Source organism: Bacillus sp. GM2, from assembly GCF_056155945.1.
Genome location: NZ_JBRKSZ010000007.1, coordinates 1,539,158 through 1,563,963, shown reverse-complemented (window position 1 = coordinate 1,563,963; position 24,806 = coordinate 1,539,158). Strand labels below are relative to the sequence as shown.

Here is a 24,806-nt window from a genome sequence, read left to right as displayed (position 1 = left end):
TGTTTTTTCAGTTGGGCGGCACGGTGGAAATGAAGTGATAAAGGCCTTCTAATTGAATTTTGATAAAGGTCAGCGCCCCGCTTTTAATAATCCAAATAAGATAAGAACTTCATCACATTTGTTTCTTTCGTCAGCTTTTGGATGAAGGCCGGCTGCTCGCTTAAGCTGGACAGCTCTTGGAACAATTGTTTTGTCATGTTTTGATCCTCATGTTTGACAGCCAGCATAAAGACGAGCGATACTTTTTCAGAGCCCCAGTCAAGCGGCTCCTTTAATGTGGCGATCGCAATGGCTGATTGTTTAATCAATTTGGCGTTCGCGTGGGGAATCGCGATGCCCGCTCCGATGTTTGTCGCCGACATTTTCTCTCTCAAGACGGCGTGTACGGCATATTCTTTTTCCACATAGCCTTTCTCGTATAAAGCGATTGCCAGCTGTTCAATCAGCTTGTAGCGGTGTTCTGACTCTTGCTGCAAGAAAACGAGAAAAGGAGTCGTGTCGTTCAGCACTTTAAACGTTTTTTGTTTTTGGCGGGTCGATTCACCGAGCTGATCCATAAAGTCGCTGAGCTTTTTCTCATCAGCCGACTCGAGCAGCGGTGATACAACAATATGAGGAATTGATAAATCCTCCAGGCTGACCGTTGATATGACAAGCTCGATATCTTTATATCTTGCAGTATAGTCCGCCAAATCTGCTTTCGCGATGCAGTCCATCACGGCAATTTGGTGGAATTTCCGTTCGATTTTTGTCCGCAGCAGCTGTGACATTCCGATGCCCATATGACAAACGATGATCGCTTTTTTATGCTTGTCTTTTCCATAGCTGAAGCGCTCGATCGCCGCTTGGAAATGCAATGTCAGATAGGCGGCTTCTTCCTCGGGAATCGAAAGTGAAAACGTTTGGTTGATGTCTTCAAGAGCATCAATGACAATATGAAACAGATAAGGGTACATTTTTTTGATATCATTGAGCATCGGATTTGATACGGAAAGGTCATAGCTCAGCCGGTTTAAAACGGTATTAAGGTGAACTTTCAATCCATTGATCAAAACCCGGTCCTCGCGGAAATCCATCATTTTCAACTCTGATACGCGATTGATTAAATATTCGACAACCTTTGGAAGCAAAGGGTTTTCCAGTCCGCTGTCCCCTTCTTTTCCAAATGGGTAGCGAACTTTTCCGCCTAATATATGCAATGTTAAATAGACGGCCTCTTCTTCAGGAAAGCGGATCGCAAAAACAGCTTCCAGCCGTTTTAAACAGGCAAACGTCCACTGAAATTCTTTTTTCTTTTTGACTGCATCGATTTCCCCCGGCGAAATGGTGATCGGCTGTTTCATTTTGATGCGGCGGATCATCAGCAATGTATGCAACAGTAAATTTTCGAACGTTTCATCAGTGAAATATAAAGAATGCCGCCTTTGCAATGATCTGATCTCACTTTTAACAAATTCCACTTCATGGCTTAAAAATTTACTTTTAATAAATCGGCTTGTAAACTCCGGGTTGTCAATCAACTCCGAGATGCGCGCCAGCGCTTTTCTCTTATTTTTTTCACTTCCTTCGATCTTTAAACCGAGGCGCTGCTTGGATACCAGTGTGAGGCCAAACCGCTTCAGCCAAACGTCAATTTTATTCAAATCCCTTTTGATGGAAGACTTATTCAAGAAATGCTCGGCAGCCATTTCTTTTGCAGAAACCGGCTTTGGATTCATTAATAGCTGATAAGCGATTTGCAGCATTCTTTCTTCATCGGGTAGCTGCTGTGCGGCGTGATGTTCGGTATATAATTGCCGGCTTAAACGGACTCTTTCTTGATCTTCAATATTCAAATAAACGCCCAATCCCGGTTTGCGAATTAATTGAGCATCAGAATGCTGATTGAGATAGTCTTCAATCGTTTTCAGATCATTTCTGATCGTTTTTTCAGAACACTTTACCCTGTCTGCGAAATCTTGTACGACTAAATAGTCATCAGGTTCAGATAACAACAGATTCAGAATGTCTTTTTGCCTCGTATTCATATCTCTCTCACCTGTTTTTCTATCCTTCCCGTCAGTTTCACTTAAAAGAAATGTTAGTATAAGTATACTATATACGTAACCGTTTACATTATACAGTGAAATAAAAGGGCCAAAAGTTTCGTTTTTTACCGAAACTTCCGGAAAAAATGCTTTTAATCAACTCGGAAATTTTTCTTTTATAGGAATTTTTTATAATAGATGATAGTGAGGGGAAAGAGAAAAGCAGACGGCAGAATGAAAACAGCCGCACGGTTCTGAGCAACGGAAAAAGGATCAACGGTGCTGCTCCCGCCGATCCTTAAACATTAAAATTCTCTTTTATTATAAAAGCTGAGCGATATCGCGTATGAAACGGAGATCATCACGAGCAGTACACCAACCAAAAGGATGAATGTACCCGCATTTGACATTCCGCTCAGAAAAGCCGTTAATTTTTGGCTCAATGCAAGGTTCTCGTCCGCGTCTATAAATTTAAAAAAGGCTGTTCCTCCAAAAATAATGAAGAAAAATATGAGGATATTCGCCATTTTGGACTTCAAATAGCCGTACTTAAAAATCAGCGGAAATGAGATCGAGCTAAATAAAGTGACAGCCATAACAGCACCCATCGCTCCTGAAAATGTCAATGGGAAATCAAGCGGCAAGTGCAGCAAATGTCCGACCGCATTGATCAAAGAATAGAAGAGAATGGCATAAGCCGCATAGACATAAACCGATACATATTTCGATAATACGATGATGTTTCTTTTAATAGGCAAGCTGATCAGGATTTTGTCACTGTTGTTTTTGTCTTCCAAGGAGCTTGCGCCTAATGCCAGCTGGTACGTGACAGCCAATACAGCGACCGTATATCCGACAAGCTCAAGCTGCGACAATGTAAAAGTGAAAAAAATCATCAATAACAGCGATAGCTTCATTGCCCTTTTCTGCATTAAAATATCTTTTTTAATTAGATGATACACGATGATCACTCCTGCCGGTTGAAAATACCAAAATATCTTCCAAAGTGGGTTTTTCTATCATGACGGAATCCCCGAAATGCTGAACGACTTCCCGCTTATCTCTGGAGAGCGCTTCAAAACCATAGCGGTTTTTCTTGATGCCGATTAAGGCGTCTTCGTTCCCTTTGCGCAGCGTATCGAGGTCTCCTTTCACAATGCAGTACTCCTCCAACAGCTCATCCTTTGTCTTGCTCAGCACGAGCCGGCCGTTATGAATGAAAGTAATATAGTCCGCTACTTTTTCTAAATCAGAGGTAATATGCGTCGAAAAGAAAATCGACTTGTTCTCGTCCTGCAGCAATGTTTGCAGCACGTCGAGGAGTTCGGACCTGACAAGCGGATCCAGTCCTGATGTCGGTTCATCCATGATCAATAATTCGGCATGATGGGAAAGCGCGACCGCCAATGAGAATTTCATCTTCATCCCTTTTGACAAGTTTTTGATCTGTTTGTTTAAAGGGAGCTGGAAGTCTTTTGCGTACCGCTGAAAAACAGCTTCGTCCCACTTTTTGTAAAACGGTCTGATGATTCCTTTCATTTCGTTTGGTGTCAGTTCTTCGTAAAAATGATTTTCATCGTATACAAAGCCGATTCTCTGCTTGATTTCGATATTGTGTTTTTCATTGTCGAGACCGAAAATGCTGATGTTCCCTTCGTTTTTTTTGATCAGGTTCATGATCAGCTTGATGGTCGTGCTTTTTCCGGCTCCGTTCGGGCCGATAAAACCCATAATATAACCTTTCTCAAGCGAGAAGTTGATGTTTTTTAAAGAGAAATCTTGATAGTGTTTTGTTACATTCTTTAATTCCAGTATGCTGGTCACTTTTACCACTCCTCATAAACCAGTTTGAGCATCTCTTGGAGTTCTTCGTATGTAAAGCCGATTTGTTTCGCTTCAGTGACGGCTTCTGCTATGTGTTCTTCGATCAATTTGACTTTTGTTTCTCGAAGCACGTCTTTGTTGATGGCTGCGACATACGAGCCCTTTCCTGCAACTGTGACGATAAACCCTTCTCTCTCCAGCTCGTCGTAGGCTCTTTTTGTTGTAATTACGCTGATTTTAAGCTCTTTGGCCAGGTTTCTGATCGATGGGAGCGCCTCTGACTCCGAGAGTTCTCCCTTGACGATTTGATCTTTTAATTGGTTGACGATCTGCAAATAAATCGGTTCATCAGATGAATTTGAAATGATGATATTCAATGCATGACATCCCTCTATTCGTTATAACTGTATATATACAATATAAACAGTTATAACACCTTTGTCAAACAATAACAAAACAATGCATATCAATTGCAATGGTTTTGTATTACGTAGCAATTGAAGAAATAAGGAAGCAGATCATACAACAATGTTGTTTATCTTCTTGCCTGTAAAAAGGAAAAATTGAATGAATAAATCCCAATTTCTCAATGTGACACAGAGAAATTGGGATTTTTATCAGTGTTGAAAATCAGCTTTTTGGAGCAAATCCTCTTAGTTATACTCCAGAATAGGCGGAGAACCCTCCATCGACCGGTATGATGGTTCCAGTGACAAATCCCGAGGCTTTATCGCTTACCAACCATAATAATGTTCCGATTAGATCTTCCGGAACCCCAAATCTATCCAACGGCGTCTGGTTGATAATTTTTTGTGCTCGCTCCGTATACGTTCCGTCGTCATTGAGCAATAGGCTCCTATTTTGGGCGGTAAGAAAAAAGCCTGGGGCAATGGCATTGACACGAATACCGACTTTTGACATATGCACAGCAAGCCATTGTGTAAAGTTACTGACGGCCGCTTTTGCACCGCTGTAGGCGGGAATTTTCGTAAGCGGCGTATAGGCGTTCATGGATGAGATGTTAACGATCACATTTCCGTCGTGATCAGCCATGTCTTTTGCAAATACTTGAGTGGTTAACAGTGTGCCAAGAAAGTTTAAATCAAATACAGACCTTACACCTTCTATTTCTAAATCAAAAAACGTAGTCAATTCTTTAGTATTCAAGTCTTTTTTATATAAATATTCTTTATCTGTTGTTCCCTTTGGATGGTTGCCGCCTGCACCGTTAATTAGGATATTGCATCTGCCGAATGTTCTGTTAATGAGATGTTTTGCTTGTTCAAGGCTTTGTTTATCAAGGACGTTTGCTGTAAGGGCAAGTGCTTCGCCTCCGTTTGCTTGGATCTCTTTCGCTACGCTGTCAGCCGATTCAGCTCTTCGGCTGACTACTGCTACTTTTGCACCGCATTGAGCTAATGCTTTAGCGAAACAGCTGCATAAAATGCCGCCTCCACCTGTCACTACAGCCACCTTACCTTTCAAGTTGACATGAAAAGGTATCTGCACATTCATCCCCCGTCTCTGCATTTTAGTTAGTGCTTGTTCATTTATTGCATTCCAAGGCGATCCGCTTCTTTTCTTTCGTCAATGTTTCCCACATTCCATTTAAATACACTGCACCCAGCGCCCGGTCATATAAACCATAACCCGGTTTTCCGGTCTCTCCCCAAATCATTCTCCCATGATCCGGTCTGGCTGGCCCGGCAAAATCAATATCTCTTAATGCTCTTACGATTTCATACATATCTAAAGAACCGTCTTCTGAACGGTGGGAGGATTCTTGAAATGACTTTTCCCCGATGATCTTAATGTTTCTCAGATGCACAAAGTTGACTTTTCCTTTTTTTCCGAAATAACGAATCAATGCGGGAATATCATTTGTTGAATTCACCCCCAGCGACCCGCTGCATAAACACAAACCGTTAAAGGAGCTGTCATAGAGATTAATCAATCGCTCCAAATTCTCTTTGTTCGTTATGATTCGGGGCAGTCCAAAGATAGGCCATGGCGGATCATCCGGGTGAATCGCCATTTTGACTTGTTCATCTTCTGCCGCCGGTATAACCGCTTTAATAAAATACGAAAGATTTCCCCATAAATCCTCTTCTGTAACGTGCTGGTATTGTTGAAAAAGATTCTTTAGCTGTCCATCTTCATAGCTTGTGTCCCAACCGGGAAGTTTTAGTTCACCATGCAAAGGGTTCATTTGTTTAACTTTTTCTTCTTCATAAATTAATGCTGTAGAACCGTCTTCTAGTGCATAGTCTAAAGAAGAACGAGTCCAGTCAAAGACAGGCATGAAATTATAACAAACGATTTTAACACCCGCTTTTGCCAAGTTGCGTATCGTCGTTTTATAGTTTTCAATATATTGATCTCTTGTCGGAAGACCTAATTTAATATCTTCATGGACAGGTACACTTTCAATGACACTTAACGATAAACCATGATTTTCAATTTTTTCTTTTAATTCCGCAATTTTCTCATAAGGCCAGGCTTCCCCTACAGGAATATCATAAATAGCCGAAACAATTCCAGTAACGCCGGGAATTTGGCGAATATACTCTAATGTGACCGGATCGCTGTCTCCATACCATCGAAACGTCATTTGCATGGTTCTCCCATCCTCTTCCCTCTTTTTATTTAACATTCGATGCCATCATTTCGCATGACAATAACAATATATTGGACCGATTTTCTAAAAAAGAATTTGCTGATTAGTATTCCCTTACATAATTTTCGTGATAATTATTCATGTAGCTTGCCGGGATGTAACCGCGGACAAAGATTCTTGCCTCGAGTAATGGAAAACATTATCATCATGTGGCCTTAATCTTTTAACCACACGGCAAACTGTAAGAAAACTCTCCGTTCTTGCTTTCCAGCTCTGTGCCATTTACGATCAGTTTTCTCTTTTCTCCATTTGGTACGTGAAAAGTGAGTTGATCATACGGTAACTCGTATGTTCCTTCCTTTTGTATTGAAAGTTTGATCCCGTCTTCTGTTGTTTCCATATCGACATGAATAAAGGCAAATGTATAAGTATATTCATTTGTTAACCCATCATCTTCATACAAACGATAAGTTGATTTTCCTTTTCCTTTGAATGGGAATAACAAAAATCCTCTTTCATCTTGGTTCTTTGTTTGGAATGTCACTTTTGCATCATTTACCGGAACGATCGCTCCCGCTTTCGCTAATAGCGGAGTATAATGTAATGGTGCCGGCAGAACGACTGTCTTTCCTCCTTCATACCAAGTTCCCGTATGGAAATCGTACCAGCCTTTTTCATGGTTCGGTAAATACACCTCCCGCTCCGTCATTCCTTTTTTGACGACAGATGCAACCAGCAAAGATTCACCAAGTATAAATTCATCGTTTTCTTCAAATGTTTTCTCATCATGTTCAAAATCATAAAATGTCGGTCGAATGATCGGCTGATAATGTTCGTGCGCCTCATACAGCGCGGTGTAAATGTAAGGGATGATCTTATGTCTAAACTTAATGAGTTCACGGATTTCATCGATTGTTTCAGGAAACATCCATGGTTCATTAACTGTCCCGTCATCGTTCCACGAATGAATGGTAAATCTCGGATGCATGATGCCGTTTTGCACCCATCTTACGAATAGCTCCGGTTCAGGGGCCGGTCCAGAAAATCCCCCGACATCATGGCCGAAATTGTAAATGCCTGATAAACTTAAACCGATGCCAGTTTGAATATTAAATTTTAATGTTTTCCAGCTTGTTCGGTTGTCACCGGTCCAAGTTTGTGCATAACGGTGCATGCCGGGACAGCCGGATCTTGAGATCAGATACGGGCGTAATTCCGGGTTGTGTTCTAGCTGCGCCTCGAAAGACGCTTTCATCATCAAAAGCGGGTGAAGCGCGCGGATCAATTCAAATTCCACTTCTTTGCCGAAGCCGTGACACTTGGCGTTTTGACTCCATATTTCAAACTCGTTATTGTCGTTCCAGGTTGAATCAATTCCGTATTCCAACAGCTTTTCTGTCACTTGAGCCTTCCACCAGTCGAACGTTTGGTGATTCGTGAAGTCTAAATAAGCCCCGATATCATCCCAAAATTGAGCCATCACCGGTTTTTGTGTTTCTCTGTTTACGATAAACATTTCTTTTTCTTTTAGTTCATCAAAGTACGGATGATCCTTTAGCAAACACGGTTTAATGTTGGCGCATAAACGCACGCCCTTCTCATGGAATTGTTGCACCATCTCTTTTGGAGCAGGAATTTTGCTCTCATCCCAGTTAAAGACATAACGTTTGTCACCGATAGATGTGTATCCTGACGATAACTGAAACGAATCGCATAACATATCATGTTCTTCACAAAGATGAACGAAATTTTTTAATTGTTCTTGTGCATTTGGAGCATCGGTATAGCTCATCGTAGAGCCTGAATAGCCCAGGCTCCATTTTGGCGGCAAGATCGTTTTGCCTGTCAGCCAAGAGAATGTTTCGACTACATCTTTTATTTTCGGACCGGCTATGAAGTAGTAGTCTAAATCCCCTTTTTCGGCCTGATAATAGCGGTACAGTCCATGATAGTTATCAAGCTCTGAACCCATATCAAAAATGGAAGCTGATAGATTATCATAGAAAATTCCATAGGAGATGCCTGTTTTCTTATGGCGTGTAATATAAAATGGGATATGTTTGTATAGCGGATCTGACCGCTCTGCGTCATACCCCATCGCATCGATATTTAACATCCGGTAGCGTTTCCCGTGTTTATCGATGTTTCCCGTTTTCTCGCCAAATCCAAAATATTGTTCCTGGAAATCGCGTTGTAAATAATGGTATACGCCCTTTCCAAAAGCCCCTTCAAAATTATACCCTTGTGTTTGCCGATCGTTTGCAACATTGATCCATTCAGAACCACTGTGATAAAACCAGCTGATCTTAAAACCGTTCAATTGAACATGAAGCTTGATCTTGCCGGTTTTTACGATAAAAACATCTTTGACTTGCTGAAATTCGTATTGAGGCAATGTAAATCCGCTCATGTCTAAACGATGGCGGCCCTCCCATGGCACATCGATCTGTCCAGGCGCGACACTCCACGTTTTTTCAAGCGTTAACGCTTCTCCCTCTGTCAGCAAAATCCGAATCATATCTTCTTCAAGAATGAATATTTTTGCTTGTGCATGGCCGTCATTTAAATGAAAATGCAGCACATTTTTCTCTTCTTTTATAAATGTAAACATGTAGGTTTCTTTAATTGACATTAAACAGACGCCTCCTGTCTTAAAGTCCAAATAATTGAGGCAGCATTAAGCTGATTTGTGGAATGTAGGTAACAATTAAAAGGACAATCATGATCGCAGCGTAAAATGGCAGAATCGGTTTAACCACTCGTTCAATATCAACTTTACCTATGCTGCATCCCACAAACAGAGCACTTCCCACAGGTGGAGTGATATTGCCGATACAAAGGTTAAATACAATCATAATTCCAAAATGCACCGGATCCATGCCAAAGCTTTGAACAATTGGCAGAAAGATTGGAGTAAAAATTAAAACAGCCGGAGTGATGTCCATAAATGTACCGATTATTAATAAGATGATATTCATCATCAGCAGGATCAAAATGGGGTTATCTGTAATCCCTAGCATTCCATTGCTGATTGCCGCCGGTATGCCTGTAAACGCCATGACCAATGACAGCATTGTTGAAGTCCCAACCAAAAACATAATAACAGCTGTGATTTCGACCGTTTCCAGCAGCATTTGGGGGAGCTGTTTCCATTTCAATGTCCTATAAAAGTGTGATAACAATAAGGAATAAGCCACCGCTATTGCTGCACCTTCAGTTGCTGTAAATATGCCGGCGATAATACCCCCGATTACGATTACAATGAGCAACAGGCTTGGAATCGCATCGAGAAGTACTTTAAAACCTTGACTCATCGTAATCTTTGGCGCAACAGGATACTTTTTCTTTTTTGCAATTATACAGGCGACAACCATCGTAGCCAGCCCCCACAAAATTCCGGGCAAATAGCCCGCCATAAATAAAGCGGCTACAGATGTTCCGCCGCTGACTAATGAGAAAATGATCAAAAGACCGCTAGGCGGAATAAGCAAACCAGTTGGTGCAGAAGCAATGTTTACTGCGGCAGAGTAAGTCCGGTCATATCCTTCTTTTTCTTGGAGCGGCGACATGACCCCGCCGATTGCAGCAGCAGCAGCTACAGACGAACCGGAAATCGATCCGAATAACATGTTTCCGATAACATTTGTATGGGCCAGAGAACCAGGCAGCCTGCCGCTGATCAATTTTGCGACGTTAATGAGCCGCATTGCAATACCGCCATTATTCATAATAATGCCTGATAAAATGAAGAACGGTACCGCTAATAAAGAAAAGCTGTCGATTCCAGTTACCATTTTTTGCGCCGAAGTGAAAATGGCAACATCAAAAGGAAAAATGGTAAGCATTGTTACAATGGACGCCGCCGCAATACTTACGGAAATCGGAACGCCGAGAAACAATAATATGAAGAATACTGCCGATAAAATGAGACCTGCTGCTATGGTCATATCATTTCACCTCTTTTTTTAGTTTTCAAAAAGCCTTAGTCACATCTTTTCTGCTTTTTTTACATCATCACCTGACTTTTGTTTTGAATTGAATTCATGTAAAGATTCATATAAACCGGCCAAGCTGTATCCAATGATGAGTATGCCTGCAACAGGAAGTGATAGATAAACAAATCCCACCGGTATCCCTAATGCTGCTGAAGATTGCCCCATTGTGGTGATCACTGCTTTTGATCCTCCCATCACCATCACAATCAGAGCAAAAGCAATCAAGAGAATCTGAATGAAAGTATGAAGGAAAACAGCTGCTTTTATTGGAAGTTTTCGAACGATAAATTCAATGGCCAAGTGCTTTTTTTTCCAAAATGCATAGGCACCACCCAACATAGAAATCCATATCAATGAATAGCGTAAAAATTCTTCTGAAAACGTACTAGGAGAATTCAGTACATATCGCGTAAATACTTGCCATATCGCAACAAAAACCATGACTGCCATTAGTGTGCAAGTCAAACATTCAATCGTTTTATCCACCGCTTTTTTTAAAGTGAGCATATACATCCCTCCCTTATCGAAAAATATTCGATTCGCTCATCCAGAGTTATTTTACTTTTTTAGCTTTCGCACGAATTTCTTTATAGTATTTTCCGATCAATTCTTTTTTGGCAAACTCATCGTGAAGCGGGCTTACCGCATCCCGGAATGGAGTCTTGTCTGGCTTGTGGAACTTCACTCCCATTTCCTTTGCTTTCTCAACCGCATTTTCAGTTTCTTCAGCCCAAACGATTTTGTGATACTCAGTAGACTCTTTCGCCGCTTCGATCACCGCATTCTGCTGCTCTTCGCTTAATTGATCCTTTTTGTCCAAATTCATGATCAAAATATCCGGAACGATCGCATGTTCTGAGTATGAATATTCTTTTGCCACGTCCCCGTGATTGCTGCTTGTTAAAGCCATTTCGTTGTTTTCGGTGCCATCGATTACACTTGACTGCAATGCTGTATATACTTCTCCATAAGCCATTGGAGTAGGTGCTCCACCCATGAGTTCCACCATTCGAATCGCTGTAGCACTCGGCTGCACACGAATTTTTAAACCTTTAAGGTCATTTGGGTGCATAATCGGTTTGTTCTTTGTGTAAAAGTTCCGCGAACCGGCATCATAGTAGGTTAATCCAATAAACCCTATGTTTTTCGTTGTATCATACATTTCTTTTGCAATATCACTGTCCATGGCTTCATAGAAATGATGTTTGCTGTCAAATAAATAAGGCAAGCTGAAGATGGAGTAGACCTCTGAAAAACTTTCTAAAGCGCTTGCACTTACTTTAGCCAGATCGACAGCCCCGGTCTGTGTCAATTCAATCACTTCACGTTCTGAACCGAGCTGAGCATTTGGATACACTTGCACTTTAACGGTGCCATTGGTTTTCTTTTCTACGTCTTTTGAAAATTTGAGTAAAGACTTGTGGATGGGGTGTTCCTCATTATGGTAACGTTACGGTTTTATCGACGCCTATTACATCGCTGCTTTTACACCCCGTAAGCATTCCAAAGATTAAAGCGCATACAAAAAACACGGATAGCATTTTTCTCATGAACTACCCTCCTTGAATCTCATAACCGTTGCTTTCTAACCAATGATTGATTGCGATTCATGTTTTCTTTCATCGCCATATTTTTTTGGTAGCGTTTACAATTCCGCTCGAATAGTGAACGAATATGTGAAATTTTTGCATTGTATGTTTCGGTTTATCCCCTGAATCCCGTTTCCAATTATGTTCTGTAACAATTTGTGTAATATTTTAGTGCATTAGATGATCGTTTTTCTCACACATCTCCTCCTTTACGATAAGTTTAACAACGTTGTTAAAAATAAACGTTGCTTCATCATCCGAAAAATTCTTTAACAACGTTGTTATTTTCTTCGGAAGATGTATATGATTGTTATTTTATGATGTATCATTTATAATAACAACGTTGTTATTTATTATCATAAAATTATTTTTGAAAATTTGCAATATTATATTTTTAAAGATGTTTTGGAGGGTCCAAAATGACTGTAACCATTAAAGACATCGCCAATGCTTCCGGAGTAAGCTATTCAACAGTCTCAAAGGCTTTAAGAAACAGCCCTCTTGTAAAACCGGATACAAAGAAAAAGGTCTTGCAAGTTGCCGAACAATTAGGGTATAGTCCGAATTTTGCAGCGAGAAGCTTGGCATCTAAAAAAAGTCAAACGATCGGTCTTGTCTGGCCTACCATTGAAAGAATCGCTTTATCAGCACTTGTTACTAAAATAAATGAAGTGGTCGAAAAGAACAACTATTCAATGATTTTATCTGTTAACAGAGCTAAAGAGGCAGTGGATTTGTTTAAGAGTTTTCGCGTGGATGGAATTATGATTTTTGAAGAAGGCGGCGAAACTCAGCTTAGTGATGATACTGGATTAACTATTCCTATCTTATCTTACGGAGTGTCAGGTGAACATACACATCCTATTATCGATGTCAATCATAAAAAAGCAATTTATAAAGCCGTTGCGTATCTGTATCAACTTGGCCACAAAAACATTAGCTACGTCGGCGACCTCTCCCCTGCCGACAAGCGTCAGGTTGAAAAAAGCAAAGGGTTTGAAGAGGTTATGATGGAAGCCGGTTTGAAATTAAGTCGAAACAGTATTTTAAATACTAATGGGTTAAGCTGGTATAACGGTTATACCGCTGCGAAAAAACTATTACAACAAACCCCAAAACCTACAGCAATCATTAGCGGAAGCTACGATATCAGTGTAGGGATTTTACGAGCCGTAAAGGAACAACAGCTCAGTATACCCGAAGACCTATCTTTAATTTCTTATGATAATATCCCTCAAATGGCAAGCCTTGAAACCCCGCTGACGAGCGTAGGGGTTCCAATCGATCAATTGGCTCACAAAATGGTCGATTCTCTGCTGTCTCTTATTCGTGAGCCGGGCTCAATACCATTAACTCAAAAAATGGACCCTGAATTAAACGTAAGAATGTCATGCGCTTCTCCAGCAGTTTTAGGTGAAGAAAACAAGTAAGATTTAAGACGAGTTTTTCAGGTCATCTTTTCTTTTAAAAGCTGATGGCAATGGATTTTACAGAATTCCTCGGTACATTGATTTCTGAATTTTTACATGAACGGCCGCATGCCTTAGGGGACGTTCTTTCTTTATAGAAAATATATGTTGCAGACGTGTTTTTATATGTTTCTAATAAATGCAAAGCTCAGGTATTGTTACCTGAGCTTTGCATTTATTCTCCTGTCTCCGCAAATCGCTTGATCCGCTCTCCAATTTCATCGCGTACACGCTGAAAGAATGCCCATTTTTCTTCTTCTGTCCCTTCTGCTTTGGCGGGATCGTCAAAACCCCAATGCTCGCGCTTGACGTGCGGCGGTGTCATCGGGCATTTATCAGCCGCGTCCCCGCACAGCGTAATGACGAGGTCTGCGTTGTGTAAGATATCGGGATCAATGATATCGGACGTCTGCTCAGAAATATCGATGCCTGCTTCTCGCATGGCTTTGACTGCGTTCGGGTTTAAACCGTGCGCTTCAATCCCTGCACTGTAGACGTTCCACTCGTCTCCGAGATGTTTCTTCGCCCAGCCTTCAGCCATTTGGCTGCGGCAGGAGTTGCCTGTGCATAAAAAATAGATGGTCTTTTTTGACATTGGTCATCGTCTCCTATCATGTTTAATGGATAATCAGCAGCCACACATAAAGTCCGGCAAGCGTGATGAACAGGGTTGGAATGGTCAAAATGACACCTGTTTTAAAATAGGTTCCCCAAGAAATCTTTACGCCTTTCAGTGAAAGGACGTGAAGCCACAAGAGCGTCGCCAGGGAGCCGATCGGCGTGATTTTCGGACCGAGATCAGAGCCGATGACATTGGCGTAAATCAGCGCTTCTCTGAGAATCCCGTGTGTATCGGTATTCTGAATCGCAAGCGCATCAATCATCACCGTCGGCATATTGTTCATTAATGAAGACAGGATGGCTGCGATAAAGCCCATTCCCATTGTTCCGGCAAACAGCCCTTGATCGCTGACGGTCTGGATGACCTGTGAGAGAACATCTGTTAAGCCGGCGTTTCTCAAACCGTATACCACGACATACATCCCGATTGAGAAGAAAACGATCGCCCAAGGCGCTCCCTTCAGCACTTTCTTCGTTTGCACCGCGGGGCTGTTTTTCGCTGTAATTAAGAAAATGACGGCGATCACGCCCGCGATGATCGAGACAGGGATCGAGAACAGCTCGCTGATAAAGTAACCGGCCAACAGAACGGCTAATATGAGCCATGACAAGCGGAATATTTTCCTGTCTCTAATCGCTTCCGCTGGCTGTTTTACATTTGTCATGTCATAATGCCGCGGAATGCTTTTTCTGAAAAACAAAAAAAGCACGATGATGCTTGCAATAAGCGAAAACAGGTTTGGAACAATCATTCTTGTTGCATATTCGATAAATCCGATGTTGAAAAAGTCTGCTGAGACAATATTGACAAGGTTGCTGACAACAAGCGGCAGCGATGTTGTATCCGCGATAAATCCGCTTGCGATAATAAAAGGAAAAACGAGCTTTTCTTGAAAATTTAACGCGCGTACCATGGCAAGCACAATCGGCGTCAAAATTAAAGCAGCTCCGTCATTGGCAAACAGCGCGGCTACTACGGCTCCCAGCAGGGTGACATAGACAAACATCCGAATGCCGTTTCCTTTAGCTGCCTTGGCCATGTGCAGGGCGGCCCACTCGAAAAATCCGATTTCATCAAGGATCAGGGAGATAATGATGATCGCAACAAATGCCAAAGTCGCATTCCATACGATTCCCGTTACGTCTAATACATCCTGAAAATTGACGACTCCGGCAATTAAAGCCAGCACCGCTCCTCCGCAGGCCGACCAGCCGATGGATAGATTTTTCGGCTGCCAAATCACGAGCGTGAGCGTCAGCAGAAAAATCAAAGTGGCTAAGACTGTCGTCATCGCGTGTACGCCTCCTTCATAGGTTTTCTCTCCGGACACATCTTATAATAAAATTTTTATATAAGTCAATGCTTATATTCGGAATGCAAATGAAAAAGAGGGAACAGTCCACCCTCTTCTGTTTTAACTGCACGAAACGGGTCTTTCTTTTCTTTTAACGGTTTGAAGAACCTCGTCGTGTGCATCGATCTGATTGAGAACGGCAAGGACCAATTCGCGTTCCGGAAAGTCGTCATGAAGCGAATAAAAACGCCATTGTTCCCTTCTCTGTTCCTTGATCATATTTGCGCTTTTCAGCTTTCGCAAATGCTGGCTGATTGCGGGCTGGCTTGTTTCAAACATATCGACAAGCTGGCAGACGCAATATGGTTTCTCCTGAAGCAGTTTCAGAATTAAGAGTCGGGTAGAATCGCTCAATATCTTCATGCAGCTCACCGTGCTTTTCGAATCAAGCTTTGTTTGTACGGACATGACATTCCTCCAATATCAGGCGTTTTGCAGACGTTATGTTGCATCCATTATATAAATGTCCTTTTATATAATCAAGCGGTGATCATCAAGGCGCGGAACTCGTGACAACATCGATTGTCACTGTGAAACACGCTAAAATGATTGACACTAGAGTTGAGGCAAAAATCGGCGTGTCACTGCGTTTTTGCGGCCGGACAAATAAAGGATGAGGCCCATGAGGATCGAACAGCCCCAAATGAAAAATCCGGTTTCTGTAGCAAGCAGTTCCCAATGAAAAAGCCAGACATGAAGGATTCCCAAATGATAATGACCAAAGACAATGAAATATACGTATGTACGTTTTGCAATAGGTTCCTTCAAATTATCATCATACTAGAACAGTAAAGCCTCCGAGGACTCGGAAGCTTTTTTATTCTCACTCATCATTTCGCCGCTTCTTCGGCATGATTATGATTCGCATCTCCCATGAAAGGTAGTTGCGTAATATACTAGTCATTCAATCCCTTTCCATCGAGAATTTGCTGAGTATATTTTTCAATCCGCGACTCTCTGGTTTTGGATTGTTTTGGTTTGGAAAAATAAAGAATATATGCTCTTTGCCGGCCCGGCGTCAATGCTTCAAAAGCCGCTTTTAAAGCTGGGATTTCAGCGAATTTTTTTTGAAGTTCTTCTGGAATTGTATATTCTGCAGCCTGTTTAAAATCCACTTGCAGGCCGGCTTTTTCTACATCAATGGCCTCATTTATATAAGCTTTCAAAATGGTCTCCATTTCAGCTATTTCTTGTACATTGGTGAATCGAACCTGCCGCGCGGCTTGTACATTCTCCGTTTGCTGGATAAGAATCCCGTTGGGGTCCTTTAACAATGCGCCTTTATGAAACAAAAGCGCACAATATTCCTTAAATCCATGGATTAAAACGATGTTTTTATTCTCGAACGTATAACAAGGATGCTTCCACTTGAAATCTTCGTTCAGCTCACATTGAAGTACGATTTGACGGAGCTTCTTAAATTCTTCCTTCCACTTTTCGGCTTTGCTTAAAAATTCATCAACCTTTGGATTCGTTCTGCTATTTGTCATAAGGACCACCCCTCTTTATTTCATAATGTCATTTTAACCTAAACTTGCTCTGCCGACAGCTGAAATATTTTAAGCGTTACGGAGATACAATATGCTTAGCAAAAGAAGAGGCGGGATGATTATGAAATTTAGCATCATGACGTTTAATATCCATCATGGAAAAGGAAGGGACCGCCGCGTTGATTTAGGTAGAACAGCCGGTGTGATCGCTCAAAGCGGCTGCGACATCATCGGCCTGAATGAAGTGGATCGGCATTTCTCAAATAGAAGCGATTACGAAGACCAAATCGGCCGGCTTGCAGAACAATTGAACATGCACTATGCGTACTGCCCCTCCCTTTCATTGAGTTCCGGCGATTCTTCTGAGAAAAGGCAATACGGGAACGCTCTATTAACGCGTTTTCCGATTAAGAAAGAACGGCATCATTCATTCAATTTTGTCAAAGGGCTGATCGAAGGAAGGTCTCTTCTTGAGGCTGATGTCCGGATCGGTGACCGGCTCTTTCGCGTTTTTGTTACGCATTTGAGCCTGAATCCGTGGCTTCACGGCAAGCAGACGGATTTTTTAATCGAGAAGGTTCAAGAGAGCGATCTGCCTGTGATCGTCACGGGAGACTTTAATATGAAACCTTATTCACGGGGATGGAAAAAGGTCGCGGAAAAACTGGCCGACCTGTGGGATGAAAGTCAATACGGACAGGGGTTCACCCACCCTTCCCACCGCCCGAGACGGCGCTTGGACTACATCTTTCTCAGTCCGTCTTTTCATGTGTCAGCGGCTGAAATTGTCGCCGTTGATCCGAACGCTTCCGACCATCTGCCGCTTAAGGGCAGCATCACATATTAAAGGACGGCTTTAGAAGCCGTCCTTAAGCTTTTGCGATGCCCAGCAAAACGCCGGCTGCGACGATCAGTATGATGCCGATGGCGATACCGATCAGCTGCCGCTTTGTTTTCTTTTCGCCGAGCAGAATAATGCCGCCGAGCGTTGAGATGACGATCCCCATCTGTGATAGCGAAAAACTGGTCGCTACGCCGACCCGCGGCTGGGAGATAAATAAAAACATGTTTCCCGCTGCCCAGATTAAACCAGGAATGATATTTTTGATGACGTAAAAATTAAACGGCTTATGCCTGAATGTCAAGATCAAACCGCCGGCAACCATGCCGACAGCCTGAGGAAAAAGAGCCGCCCAGCCGCTGACATCAAAAAGCCGGACGACGACGACATACACGAGATAGCCGAATGTTGAAATCAGCAAAATCACGATTCCTTTTTTCATGTCGCCGGTTTTTTCCTCTGTTTTTTGGCTGCGGTCTTCCAGCGATGTCAGCACGATTCCCACGATGATAAAAATCAGCGCCAGAACGCCGAGAACGATCGAGATTGTCGTCGCCCACTCATGGAAAACAAGCACCCCAAACAGAGAAGTGGATACGAGCTGAAGCCCTGTTGAGATCGGCATCGTTTTAGACACGCCGATCAGATCGATGCTTTTCAGCTGATTGGTCTGGCCGAGCGCCCAAAATAGTCCGGAAACGACGCCGACGGCAAATATCCGGGGGGATAATTCAGGCTGGACGACGAAGTAGATTCCGATTGAAAAAATTAAAGCGCCGAATGTTGTGCCGAGCACCTGGCTGTACGGTCCGCCCCCAAGCTTTACATTAAAGAGCACGATGCTTCCCCAGAAAATCGCTGGTAAAATCGCTAAGAAAATGTCCATTTGATTTAAACCTTTCTTTCCTTGTTTTTATCTATTAAGGTGCACTATCGATGCGATTTTTAACACAAAAAATCCATTTTGAACAACGTTCAAAATGGATTGGTACTGTTACCGCAAAATATCAGTTTTCACTGTTTACGCTGCCAAGCCAAGGCATATCGGGAACAGCTGCCGGTTTTTTGTACAAGTCCTGGATCAGTCTGTCTTTAATGCCGAGCGGATTCCGGTTTAAATCTTTCAGGCTGAAATGGATGCTTCCCATCACATTTGAGGCGCGGTTTAATGCGATCTGCCGCGGATATTCTTCAGGGTCTGACCAGGCGGGATCTGAGTTTTGATTGATTTTATAGGCTGCTTGTCCGATGTATAAATGAACGGGGCGATGGCTGACTTCATTTTTCCACCAGTCCACTAAGATGTCGTAGGAAGCTGGGGCAAAGCCGATGCTCCAGTAGATTTGCGGGGCGATGTAATCGATGTATCCCTGTCTGATCCATTCCCTCGTGTCAGCGTAAAGGTCGTCATAGTTTGTCATTCCGGCGGCTGTATTCGATCCCGTCGGATCATCTGCTATATTTCGCCATACACCAAAGGGGCTGATTCCAAATTTGACTGAGGCCCTCTCTTTTTTGACGGCATCATTGATTTGTTTGACAAGCTGGTTGACGTTGTCCCTTCGCCAATCTTCAATATTTGAAAAACGGTCTTTTCCATATTGTTCATATGTGCTCAAGTCGGGAAATTCGACTCCCGCAATTTTATACGGATAAAAATAGTCATCCATATGAACGGCGTCGACCGGGTAATTCTTGACGACTTCCGCTATGCCTTGGACAATGAATTCCTGGGCCTCAGGGATGCCGGGATTGTAATACAGCTGTCTGCCGTAGGCAACGACCCAGTCGGGGTGCGTTCTGGCCGGGTGATCCTGTGACAGCCTGTTCAAATCGGTATGATTCATCGTGATCCGATAAGGGTTGAACCATGCATGAAATTCAAGCTTTCTCCGGTGGGTTTCTTCGAGCAAAAATGCCAGCGGATCGTATCCAGGGTCTTTTCCTTGAATCCCTGTTAAGTATTCCGACCACGGCCCGTATGCGGAAGGATAAAAAGCATCCGCCGCCGGCTTAATTTGAACGACGACCGCGTTCATCCCCATTGCTGTCACATCATCCAAAAGCTTCACATACTCCGTTTTTTGCTCTTCGATTGTCAGTCCTTTTTTTGAAGGCCAGTCAATATTTGTGACGGTGGCGATCCACACTGCCCGGAATTCTTTAGTTTCGCAGCCTGCGCTCTTTTCTTTCATGAACATCTCCCCTTTTGGAAAAATCAGAACTTTCTGTTATTATATGCCGGATGTTCTTTTTTGTATATGAAAAAACAGGCCAAGACATGTCGCTGTCTTTAGCCTGTCGTTTGAAGCGCCAGTTTCACCTGCTGCATCAAATATTGGACAAATGCTTCATCCCTTGCGAGCCATGCAGCGTAATTTCTTTTAATGAACCGCTCTGCCTCTTCGAATGAAGTGAATGTCTCATGCTGAGCCACGCCGTTTAATTGAATGTTCCAGCCATTTGCGCTAGGAAAGAGAAAAAACTGGTCCTCGTCCCTGTTGACATAAAGGCTGCCGTAGTCGGACTTTTTTACATTATAGACGTTTTTAAAGGCATCTGCTCTCAAGGGCTCCAGCGGAAACGGTTCAGTTACATACAGCTTGAACGCTTCATCTGTCAGCGGGCACCCCGCTGCCTTGGCATGGCCGCCTCCGCCGAACGTGCCGGCGATTTCTGATACATCTGTTTCATCATGGATGGTGCGAAGGCTCACTTTTTTGCCGCCCATATTTAAGATGGCGATATAGTCTAGGTGCGGATACGTTTTCCCGAGTTCGTTCCCCACCTCTGAATGATAGGATTCGGCATGCACGATGCCGTCGCAGTGCGCATTAATGAAGGTTTGAACGATTTCCCGCCGTTTCCTGCGGATATACCGTTCAATTTTTTCTTCTTCCATATCCAAGATTTTTTCTTCGAATTCATCAAATGAAAACGCGTCGCTTTCTTTAAGGCGCCGGATCATTTTTTCCTCAAATTCGTCGATGGATACCATAAAAAACAGGTCATTCAGGCATTTCGCTTCGAGCGCGCCCGTCTGTTCCCATTCCCATGTATCATAGAGGCGTACGAGTTCGACGAACTGATCCATCGCTTTTGTCTCTCGAATGTGGCCGTTGTCTATTAAGTATTCATAGAAAAGAGAAGTCGCTGAAGCGAGCCTGCCATCCTCATATTGAACTTTTATCATGCCCCAAGGGCGTTCATTCAAATGAAGCGCAGTTTTATGGTGGTCGATCAGTTTGACCTTTCCCCCCGCTTCCGCATATTGGTCCAGCCTTTCCTCATTTTCTTGATGAACGGACAAGTCCGTGATAAACAGGCCTTCATGCTGTTTTTCTTTGCCTTTTGTCCGCTCCAAAAAACGCCCGACTTGCATGTCGAGTCCGGTGACCGAATTGTAGCGGACCTCGACCCGTTCGCCAAAAGCCACTTTTGCGAGAATTCCGCAGCCGACTCCGTCCAAGTCGTTGTGAGAATACAAATGATACATGCTTCCCGCCCACCTTGCTGTTTTATTGTCGGCCTGCCGCAGCAGGCGCATCTTTCTCATCTTACTATTGTAAAGAAACGGATTTTTTATACAGTTGTGAGGTAAGACAAAAAGGACAGCTTCTTGTTAGAAAAAGTCTGTCCGGCAAAAGCGTTTATGTCTCTTGCAGCAAGGATCCGCCTTGCAAGTGTGCGGTGAGCAGTCTGTACGCATTTTCGGCCCTGTCGGCACTTGGCGGTTCAACCCCTTTTAACGGATAATCCAGGCCAAGCGCTTCCCATTTGTAGACGCCGAGCTTGTGATAAGGAAGAACCTCCACCTTCTGAACGTTCGCAAGCGTGCCGATAAACGTGCCGAGGGCCGTTAAATCGGCATCGATATCGGAGATCCCCGGAACCAGTACGTGGCGGATCCAGACGGGAACTTGATGTTCAGCGAGAAACCGGGCAAATTCTAAAATGTGGTCATTCGGCATTCCTGTCAGGTTGATATGTTTTTTTCTGTTGTGATGCTTGAGGTCAAGCAAAACAAGGTCTGTATACTGGATCAGTTCTTTGATCTGCTCTTGAAATGCCGGCGCAGCCGAATAGCATCCGCCGGACGAATCGAGTGCCGTGTGAATGCCGAGGCTTTTGCATGCTTTGAACAGCTCGATTAAAAACGGCAGTTGTAAAAGCGGCTCGCCTCCGCTCACGGTGATGCCTCCGCCCGATGATTGAATAAACGGGAGATAATGCTGGACATCCTGAACGATTTCGGAAACCGTCATTTGTTTTCCGGTTCCGATTTCCCAAGTATCAGCATTATGGCAAAATTGACAGCGCATCAGGCAGCCTTGTGTGAAGACGACATACCTGATGCCTGGACCGTCAACGGTGCCGAATGTTTCGATCGAATGAATATTTCCATCCATGGAGATCACCTCTTTTTATGAGGCGGAGCGCCTTGGTCGCGCTCCGCTTATTGCTCGCTACATCGATTCATGGAAGGTTCTGCTGATGACGTCTAACTGCTGTTCTTTCGTCAGCTTAATAAAGTTGACCGCATAGCCTGAGACGCGAATCGTTAACTGCGGATATTCCTCTGGATGTTCCATGGCGTCGAGCAGTGTCTCTCTGTTAAATACGTTTACATTTAAGTGATGTCCTGTTTTTGCGGCATATCCGTCAAGGATGCTTGACAAATTGGCGGCGCGGCTCTCTTCGTCTTTGCCAAGCGCTTTCGGGACGATTGAAAAGGTGTTGGAAATGCCGTCGAGCGCATAGCTGTAAGGCAGCTTTGCCACTGAAGACAGCGATGCAAGCGTCCCTTTAGTATCGCGGCCGTGCATCGGATTCGCACCTGGAGCAAACGGTTCTCCCGCGCGGCGTCCATCCGGCGTATTTCCGGTTTTCTTGCCGTAAACGACGTTTGACGTGATCGTTAAAATTGACATGGTCTGAACGGACTGGCGATATGTCTGATGCTTGCGCAGTTTTTTCATAAAGCGCTTGACAATGTCAACGGCGATCGCGTCGACGCGCTCATCGTTATTTCCGTACTTAGGAAAGTCGCCTTCTGTTTCAAAATCGACCGCAATGCCGTTTTCATCGCGGACCACGCTGACTTTGGCATATTTGATAGCGCTTAATGAATCGGCGACAACACTCAAGCCGGCGATCCCAGTGGCCATCGTCCGCAAAATTTCCGTGTCGTGCAGGGCCATTTCAATTCTTTCATAGCAATATTTATCATGCATGTAGTGAATGACATTGAGCGTGTTGATGTACAAGCCTGCAAGCCATTCCATCGTCTGATCGAATTTATGCATCACTTCGTCATAGTCCAGCACGTCGGAAGCAACCGGCGGCATTTCCGGACCGACTTGCATTTTATGCTTTTCGTCTTTTCCGCCGTTAATCGCATATAAAAGAGCTTTCGCCAAGTTGGCGCGTGCTCCGAAGAACTGCATTTGTTTGCCGATTGCCATTGCCGATACACAGCAGGCGATTCCGTAGTCATCACCGTATTCTGGACGCATGATATCGTCATTTTCGTATTGGATCGAGCTTGTTTTAATCGACATTTTGGCACAGTAGTTTTTAAACTTTTGCGGCAGTCTGACAGACCAAAGAACGGTTAAATTCGGTTCAGGCGCCGGGCCTAAATTGTCAAGCGTATGCAGGAAACGGAACGAGTTTTTCGTCACCAGGGCGCGTCCGTCGTGCGCCATTCCGCCGATTGATTCTGTCACCCACGTCGGATCGCCGCTGAACAGTTCATTGTAGTCAGGTGTGCGCGCGAATTTGACCAAACGCAGCTTCATGACGAAATGGTCGACAAGCTCTTGGGCTTCACGCTCTGTTAATACGCCCGTTTTCAAATCTCTTTCGATGTAAATATCAAGGAACGTGGACACGCGGCCAAGGCTCATTGCTGCTCCGTTTTGCTCTTTAATGGCAGCCAAATAGGCAAAATACAGCCATTGAAATGCTTCTCTTGCATTCGCCGCAGGCTTGGAAATGTCAAACCCATAGCTTTTTGCAAGCGCTTTAAGTTCGTTCAATGCTCGGATTTGTTCTGACAGTTCTTCACGAAGGCGGATGTTTTCTTCAGACATCACCCGAGAGGTGCCGGCCGCATCTTTTTTCTTTTCATCGATCAAGAAATCCACGCCGTAAAGCGCCACTCTCCGGTAATCACCGATGATGCGCCCGCGCCCGTAAGCATCAGGCAGTCCGGTAATGATTCCGACTTTTCGGGCGAGCTTCATTTCGTCCGTATATGCGTCAAACACGCCTTGGTTATGAGTTTTGCGGTAATCGGTAAAGATCCTTTCCACTTCTTCATTCAGTTCAAAACCATAGGATTCGCATGCCTGCTTTGCCATTCGGATGCCGCCGAAAGGCTGAAGCGACCGTTTAAACGGCTCATCGGTTTGAACGCCGACGACTTTTTCCAGGTCTTTGTTCAAATATCCGGGACCGTGCGAGGTGATCGTTGAGACGATCTCTGTATCCATATCAAGGACGCCTCCGTTTTCACGCTCTTTTTTTGTCAAATCCATTACATGATCCCATAATGCCGATGTAGCTTCCGTCGGAGGTTCGAGAAACGATTCGTCACCTTGATATGGCTCAAAGTTCGAGAGAATAAAATCGCGGACATTGACTTCTTTTTGCCAAACGTTTGTGGTGAAACCTTTCCATTGTTCCATTTAAATCCCCCTCTTTTTCAAGTTGAAATGATATAACAGTTGTTGCATTTATATCTTATGTTGAATATAACAGGTTTGAATGTGATAAATATCACATATTTTGTGAAATAGTTAACAAATTTGAGAAAGTTCTTTGAACATCGCGTTTTTTCTCATTTCAGCCGTTGTTTGAAGCTATTTTCTTTTGATGATTCTGTATTATAATAAAATCAAAATAGAGGGGATCTGTTATATAAAAAAGAACCGGGTTATAAAATCAAAATCGGCCGGCAGCAAAACATGAAAT

19 protein-coding genes and 2 pseudogenes are annotated in these 24,806 nt (G+C 43.4%); 2 read left to right on the top strand and 19 right to left on the bottom strand.

Annotation, left to right across the window (positions count from 1 at the left end; all coding sequences use genetic code 11):
- Nucleotides 1-83: 83 nt before the first annotated feature.
- The 10 genes and pseudogenes from manR to ACVC9U_RS08850 form a co-directional block, all read right to left on the bottom strand.
- Nucleotides 84-2,027: a mannose transport/utilization transcriptional regulator ManR gene (manR, locus tag ACVC9U_RS08895; protein WP_003182388.1), complete on the bottom strand. Its 1,944-nt coding sequence runs from the start codon at nucleotides 2,025-2,027 to the stop codon at nucleotides 84-86.
- A gap of 305 nt (nucleotides 2,028-2,332) precedes the next feature.
- Nucleotides 2,333-2,989, bottom strand: a complete 657-nt coding sequence (locus ACVC9U_RS08890) for an ABC-2 transporter permease (RefSeq protein WP_441390632.1) — start codon at nucleotides 2,987-2,989, stop codon at nucleotides 2,333-2,335.
- Nucleotides 2,973-3,851 carry an ABC transporter ATP-binding protein gene (locus tag ACVC9U_RS08885; protein ID WP_069500524.1) on the bottom strand — a complete coding sequence of 293 codons (879 nt, stop codon included), beginning with the start codon at nucleotides 3,849-3,851 and terminating at the stop codon, nucleotides 2,973-2,975. Before ACVC9U_RS08885 ends, ACVC9U_RS08890 begins: the two co-directional genes overlap by 17 nt.
- A gap of 2 nt (nucleotides 3,852-3,853) precedes the next feature.
- The gene (locus tag ACVC9U_RS08880; protein ID WP_020451666.1) at nucleotides 3,854-4,228 is read right to left on the bottom strand and encodes a GntR family transcriptional regulator; all 375 of its coding nucleotides are present in this window, start codon (nucleotides 4,226-4,228) and stop codon (nucleotides 3,854-3,856) included.
- Nucleotides 4,229-4,508: 280 nt separating this feature from the next.
- Nucleotides 4,509-5,360 (bottom strand): SDR family oxidoreductase, encoded by an 852-nt coding sequence (locus ACVC9U_RS08875; RefSeq protein WP_075754651.1) that lies wholly within the window; start codon nucleotides 5,358-5,360, stop codon nucleotides 4,509-4,511.
- Between the two features lie 37 nt (nucleotides 5,361-5,397).
- A complete protein-coding gene (gene uxuA / locus ACVC9U_RS08870) occupies nucleotides 5,398-6,468 on the bottom strand; it encodes a mannonate dehydratase (protein ID WP_075754653.1) in 1,071 nt (356 codons plus the stop codon).
- A gap of 223 nt (nucleotides 6,469-6,691) precedes the next feature.
- Nucleotides 6,692-9,100, bottom strand: a complete 2,409-nt coding sequence (locus ACVC9U_RS08865; protein WP_075754655.1) for a glycoside hydrolase family 31 protein — start codon at nucleotides 9,098-9,100, stop codon at nucleotides 6,692-6,694.
- 19 nt (nucleotides 9,101-9,119) lie between these two features.
- Nucleotides 9,120-10,415, bottom strand: a complete 1,296-nt coding sequence (locus ACVC9U_RS08860; protein WP_075754657.1) for a TRAP transporter large permease — start codon at nucleotides 10,413-10,415, stop codon at nucleotides 9,120-9,122.
- Between the two features lie 39 nt (nucleotides 10,416-10,454).
- On the bottom strand, nucleotides 10,455-10,970 hold the full coding sequence (locus ACVC9U_RS08855; RefSeq protein ID WP_075754659.1) for a TRAP transporter small permease: 516 nt from the start codon (nucleotides 10,968-10,970) through the stop codon (nucleotides 10,455-10,457).
- Nucleotides 10,971-11,016: 46 nt separating this feature from the next.
- Nucleotides 11,017-12,013: pseudogene (locus ACVC9U_RS08850) on the bottom strand (TRAP transporter substrate-binding protein).
- 458 nt (nucleotides 12,014-12,471) lie between these two features.
- On the opposite strand from ACVC9U_RS08850, the gene ACVC9U_RS08845 reads away from it, so the two are divergent.
- The gene (locus ACVC9U_RS08845) at nucleotides 12,472-13,482 is read left to right on the top strand and encodes a LacI family DNA-binding transcriptional regulator (RefSeq protein ID WP_003182409.1); all 1,011 of its coding nucleotides are present in this window, start codon (nucleotides 12,472-12,474) and stop codon (nucleotides 13,480-13,482) included.
- A gap of 214 nt (nucleotides 13,483-13,696) precedes the next feature.
- Here the strand turns inward: ACVC9U_RS08845 and arsC are convergent, their stop codons facing one another.
- From arsC to ACVC9U_RS08825, 4 genes are all read right to left on the bottom strand, one after another.
- Nucleotides 13,697-14,116 carry an arsenate reductase (thioredoxin) gene (gene arsC / locus ACVC9U_RS08840; protein ID WP_003182412.1) on the bottom strand — a complete coding sequence of 140 codons (420 nt, stop codon included), beginning with the start codon at nucleotides 14,114-14,116 and terminating at the stop codon, nucleotides 13,697-13,699.
- 22 nt (nucleotides 14,117-14,138) lie between these two features.
- Nucleotides 14,139-15,434, bottom strand: a complete 1,296-nt coding sequence (locus ACVC9U_RS08835; RefSeq protein WP_003182413.1) for an arsenical efflux pump membrane protein ArsB — start codon at nucleotides 15,432-15,434, stop codon at nucleotides 14,139-14,141.
- Nucleotides 15,435-15,557: 123 nt separating this feature from the next.
- A complete protein-coding gene (locus tag ACVC9U_RS08830; protein ID WP_003182415.1) occupies nucleotides 15,558-15,905 on the bottom strand; it encodes an ArsR/SmtB family transcription factor in 348 nt (115 codons plus the stop codon).
- A 488-nt stretch (nucleotides 15,906-16,393) separates the two neighbouring features.
- On the bottom strand, nucleotides 16,394-16,987 hold the full coding sequence (locus tag ACVC9U_RS08825) for a YdeI/OmpD-associated family protein (RefSeq protein ID WP_441390626.1): 594 nt from the start codon (nucleotides 16,985-16,987) through the stop codon (nucleotides 16,394-16,396).
- A gap of 91 nt (nucleotides 16,988-17,078) precedes the next feature.
- On the opposite strand from ACVC9U_RS08825, the gene ACVC9U_RS08820 reads away from it, so the two are divergent.
- Entirely contained in the window at nucleotides 17,079-17,834 is a 756-nt protein-coding gene (locus ACVC9U_RS08820) for an endonuclease/exonuclease/phosphatase family protein (protein ID WP_003182420.1), read from the top strand.
- 22 nt (nucleotides 17,835-17,856) lie between these two features.
- On the opposite strand, the gene ACVC9U_RS08815 is transcribed toward ACVC9U_RS08820, so the two are convergent.
- The 5 genes and pseudogenes from ACVC9U_RS08815 to pflB form a co-directional block, all read right to left on the bottom strand.
- A complete protein-coding gene (locus tag ACVC9U_RS08815; RefSeq protein WP_003182422.1) occupies nucleotides 17,857-18,714 on the bottom strand; it encodes a RhaT/GlcU family sugar-proton symporter in 858 nt (285 codons plus the stop codon).
- Nucleotides 18,715-18,859: 145 nt separating this feature from the next.
- Nucleotides 18,860-19,993: pseudogene (locus ACVC9U_RS08810) on the bottom strand (glycoside hydrolase family 10-like protein); the annotation flags it as partial.
- A 128-nt stretch (nucleotides 19,994-20,121) separates the two neighbouring features.
- Nucleotides 20,122-21,324, bottom strand: coding sequence for a DHH family phosphoesterase (locus tag ACVC9U_RS08805; protein ID WP_441390623.1), 1,203 nt, complete (start codon nucleotides 21,322-21,324; stop codon nucleotides 20,122-20,124).
- A gap of 154 nt (nucleotides 21,325-21,478) precedes the next feature.
- Nucleotides 21,479-22,237 (bottom strand): pyruvate formate-lyase-activating protein, encoded by a 759-nt coding sequence (gene pflA, locus ACVC9U_RS08800; protein ID WP_003182430.1) that lies wholly within the window; start codon nucleotides 22,235-22,237, stop codon nucleotides 21,479-21,481.
- 57 nt (nucleotides 22,238-22,294) lie between these two features.
- Nucleotides 22,295-24,520 carry a formate C-acetyltransferase gene (gene pflB, locus ACVC9U_RS08795; RefSeq protein WP_146910862.1) on the bottom strand — a complete coding sequence of 742 codons (2,226 nt, stop codon included), beginning with the start codon at nucleotides 24,518-24,520 and terminating at the stop codon, nucleotides 22,295-22,297.
- Nucleotides 24,521-24,806: the final 286 nt, after the last annotated feature.

Bases quoted from the DNA above. Each gene is read 5' to 3' on its own strand.
- manR (WP_003182388.1), bottom strand. From the start codon at position 2,027: ATGAATACGAGGCAAAAAGACATTCTGAATCTGTTGTTATCTGAACCT.
- uxuA (WP_075754653.1), bottom strand. From the start codon at position 6,468: ATGCAAATGACGTTTCGATGGTATGGAGACAGCGATCCGGTCACATTA.
- ACVC9U_RS08865 (WP_075754655.1), bottom strand. From the start codon at position 9,100: ATGTCAATTAAAGAAACCTACATGTTTACATTTATAAAAGAAGAGAAA.
- ACVC9U_RS08860 (WP_075754657.1), bottom strand. From the start codon at position 10,415: ATGACCATAGCAGCAGGTCTCATTTTATCGGCAGTATTCTTCATATTA.
- ACVC9U_RS08855 (WP_075754659.1), bottom strand. From the start codon at position 10,970: ATGCTCACTTTAAAAAAAGCGGTGGATAAAACGATTGAATGTTTGACT.
- ACVC9U_RS08845 (WP_003182409.1), top strand. From the start codon at position 12,472: ATGACTGTAACCATTAAAGACATCGCCAATGCTTCCGGAGTAAGCTAT.
- arsC (WP_003182412.1), bottom strand. From the start codon at position 14,116: ATGTCAAAAAAGACCATCTATTTTTTATGCACAGGCAACTCCTGCCGC.
- ACVC9U_RS08835 (WP_003182413.1), bottom strand. From the start codon at position 15,434: ATGACGACAGTCTTAGCCACTTTGATTTTTCTGCTGACGCTCACGCTC.
- ACVC9U_RS08830 (WP_003182415.1), bottom strand. From the start codon at position 15,905: ATGTCCGTACAAACAAAGCTTGATTCGAAAAGCACGGTGAGCTGCATG.
- ACVC9U_RS08825 (WP_441390626.1), bottom strand. From the start codon at position 16,987: ATGACAAATAGCAGAACGAATCCAAAGGTTGATGAATTTTTAAGCAAA.
- ACVC9U_RS08820 (WP_003182420.1), top strand. From the start codon at position 17,079: ATGCTTAGCAAAAGAAGAGGCGGGATGATTATGAAATTTAGCATCATG.
- ACVC9U_RS08815 (WP_003182422.1), bottom strand. From the start codon at position 18,714: ATGGACATTTTCTTAGCGATTTTACCAGCGATTTTCTGGGGAAGCATC.
- ACVC9U_RS08805 (WP_441390623.1), bottom strand. From the start codon at position 21,324: ATGTATCATTTGTATTCTCACAACGACTTGGACGGAGTCGGCTGCGGA.
- pflA (WP_003182430.1), bottom strand. From the start codon at position 22,237: ATGGATGGAAATATTCATTCGATCGAAACATTCGGCACCGTTGACGGT.
- pflB (WP_146910862.1), bottom strand. From the start codon at position 24,520: ATGGAACAATGGAAAGGTTTCACCACAAACGTTTGGCAAAAAGAAGTC.